This window comes from Riemerella columbipharyngis (assembly GCF_900101995.1).
Lineage (GTDB): Bacteria > Bacteroidota > Bacteroidia > Flavobacteriales > Weeksellaceae > Riemerella > Riemerella columbipharyngis.
In genome coordinates, this window is the sequence record NZ_FNAS01000034.1 from 1 (window position 1) to 2996 (window position 2996).

The following is a 2996-nucleotide window of genomic DNA, read 5'->3' on the forward strand; positions in this document are numbered from 1 at the left end:
GGATTTATAGGGTTTTCCATTTTCATCAGGGAAGTCAAATTGCACAAACCAATAATCATAGATAGTCTTAGCTAATTGTGCTAAATTATCATTTAGCTAAAAAAAATCGTTCTTTTGCAGATTTTAATTTTATCTAAAAATGAAAGAACTTTTTAAACAAAAAATCCTTAGTCAGATGAGTGATAGCTTGAATTTCCAACAAATGGAGTTATTAGAATTTGTGCTAAGACAAAATATTGAGTCCTTCAATATCAGTGATTTAACAGAAAAAGAATTAAACGAAACTCCCATTAATTTACTTCATTCTTTTCTTTCTGCAAAGAAAATAGAAGGTTGTTCTGAAAAATCTCTGAAATACTATTTCTCCACCATTGAGGCACTTCTCAATAAATTAAATAAAAATATTAGTGATATTTCTACCAATGATTTGAGATTGTATCTATCTGATTACCAAAATAAAAACAATAGTAGCAAAGTGACTATTGATAATATTAGACGAATTTTTTCCAGCTTTTTTTCGTGGTTAGAAGATGAAGATTATATCTTAAAATCACCCGTTAGGAGAATCCACAAAGTAAAAACAGCCAAAACTATTAAGGAAATTTTAACCGATGAAGAGATTGAAAAATTAAGAGACAACTCTCAAAATATCAGAGATTTATCTATTATTGAAATTCTTTCTTCCACAGGAATTCGTGTGGGAGAATTGGTAAAAATTAATATAAAAGATATTGATTTTCAAGAGCGTTCGTGCATTGTTACAGGAAAAGGAAACAAACAACGAGAAGTATATTTTGATGCCCGAACAAAAATTCATCTTTTGGAATATATCAACCAACGGAAAGATAATAATGAGGCTCTTTTTGTATCTCATTCAAAACCTAATAAAAGACTTACTATCAATAGTATAGAAACTATTTTACGAAAATTGGGAAAAAAATGTAACATTAATAAAGTGCATCCACATAAGTTTAGGAGAACTCTCGCTACAATGGCTATTGATAAAGGAATGCCAATAGAACAAGTACAGAAATTACTGGGACATACCAAGATAGATACCACAATGCACTACGCAATGGTAAATCAAATCAATGTAAAAATGGCTCATCGCAAATTTATTAGTTAGTATTTTTCAAAACCATCTTCATTATTGTAATTTTATAGAATTAATTTTCAATAATATTTTTCATATTGAAAAAAAATATAAAAATTTTCAATAACGATTTTTTTTGTTGTAATTTTGCTCAAAATATTTTCACGCAATGGAAAATTTCAATTCAGGGCAATATATCAACCAAGGTTATTATAAAAGTTTTCAACCAGAATTTATCCATAGAGACTGGAATATTCTGGATATGAATATTTTACAACTTCTTAGTAAAGCTGATAGACATTTGGGAAGGCTGGATATGTATTCGCATTATGTAAATATTGAATTATTTATCAAAATGCACATTGCCAAAGAAGCCACGCAATCTTCCAAAATAGAAGGTACACAAACCAATATGAAAGAGGCTTTTTTGAAAAAAGAAGAGATTAACCTTGAAAAACGAAATGATTGGGAAGAGGTTCAAAATTACATTTCAGCAATGAATGAGGCGGTAAAACTTTTGCATACGCTTCCATTTTCATCACGGTTGATTAAACAAACGCATAAAATTCTTCTACAAGGTGTGCGTGGCGAACATAAACACCCTGGAGAGTACCGCACAAGCCAAAACTGGATTGGAGGAGCGTCCATTTCTGATGCTGTTTTTATTCCGCCTGTGCATACGAGTTTGAATGAATTGATGTCTGATTTGGAAAAATTTGCTAATGATGAGCTTAATCCGTTGCCTGATTTGATAAAAATTGCTCTTATTCATTATCAATTTGAAACCATACATCCTTTCTTGGACGGAAACGGGCGTGTGGGCAGGCTTCTTATTACCCTATATTTGGTAGATAAAGGTATTCTAAAACAGCCTATTCTATACCTTTCAGACTTTTTTGAAAAACACCGAACACTCTATTATGACAATCTAATGCGTGTAAGAACGCATAATGATTTGGGGCAATGGCTTAAATTTTTCTTGACAGGTGTGATTGAAACTTCTCAGAAAGGAGTGCAAACTTTTGATGGAATTTTGCAACTTCAAAAGCATATTGAATTGAAAATAAAAGAATTAGGCACAAAAAGCAAAGATGCCAGTAAGGTGATAGAATATTTGTATCTCAACCCAATTATAGATGCCCAAAAAGTGGCAGAAACCACAGGAAAAACCCTACGAACTGCTTATAGTCTAATTGCAGAATTAGAAAATTTGGGCATTATTAAAGAAATTACGGGGGCTTCTCGTGGGAAACTCTATGTTTTTGAAGATTATATAAATTTGTTTAATTAATTGAAAATGAAAGATTGGCTAAAAATAACAATAGGTGAATTTATTGATTTTAATCCTTTGGAAAAGTTGCAAAAAAACACAATAGCAAAAAAAATTCCTATGGATAAGTTAGGAACCTTTGAGCGGAAAATAAAAGGATTTGAATTTAAGGAATATAAATCGGGACCAAAGTTTAAAAATAAAGATACGCTCTTAGCTAAAATTACTCCTTGCTTAGAAAATGGAAAAACGGCTTTGGTAAATATTTTAGAAGATGATGAAATAGCTTTTGGTTCTTCTGAATTTATTGTATTGAGAAACAATGAATTATCAGATTATAAATTTATATATTATTTAGCAAGAAGTCCTTATTTTAGAGAAAAAGCTATTAGCTGTATGGAAGGAACTTCTGGCAGAAAACGAGTTAATGAAGGTGCTTTAAAAAATTTAAGCATAAATGTTCCTCCTCTTGCAATCCAACAAAAAATCGCAAAAATTCTCTCAGATTTAGACGATAAAATAGAGGTTTTAAGTCAACTAAATGATAATTTAGCACAATTAGCTAAGACTATCTATGATTATTGGTTTGTGCAATTTGACTTCCCTGATGAAAATGGAAAACCCTATAAATCC

Annotated in this window: 3 protein-coding genes; all 3 read left to right on the forward strand. The window is 30.7% G+C overall.

Annotated features, from left to right (window positions below):
* Positions 1 to 139: 139 nt before the first annotated feature.
* Complete coding sequence (xerA, locus tag BLS89_RS10265) at positions 140 to 1126, forward strand: site-specific tyrosine recombinase/integron integrase (RefSeq protein ID WP_092738127.1); 987 nt, start codon at positions 140 to 142, stop codon at positions 1124 to 1126.
* A 136-nt stretch (positions 1127 to 1262) separates the two neighbouring features.
* Positions 1263 to 2384, forward strand: coding sequence for a Fic family protein (locus tag BLS89_RS10270; RefSeq protein WP_092738129.1), 1122 nt, complete (start codon positions 1263 to 1265; stop codon positions 2382 to 2384).
* Between the two features lie 6 nt (positions 2385 to 2390).
* Positions 2391 to 2996: restriction endonuclease subunit S (locus BLS89_RS10275; RefSeq protein ID WP_176763306.1), on the forward strand; the 606-nt coding region annotated here is incomplete at its 3' end.

Excerpts from the sequence above, each read along its gene's own strand:
- xerA (WP_092738127.1), top strand. The coding sequence starts at position 140 with ATGAAAGAACTTTTTAAACAAAAAATCCTTAGTCAGATGAGTGATAGC.
- BLS89_RS10270 (WP_092738129.1), top strand. The coding sequence starts at position 1,263 with ATGGAAAATTTCAATTCAGGGCAATATATCAACCAAGGTTATTATAAA.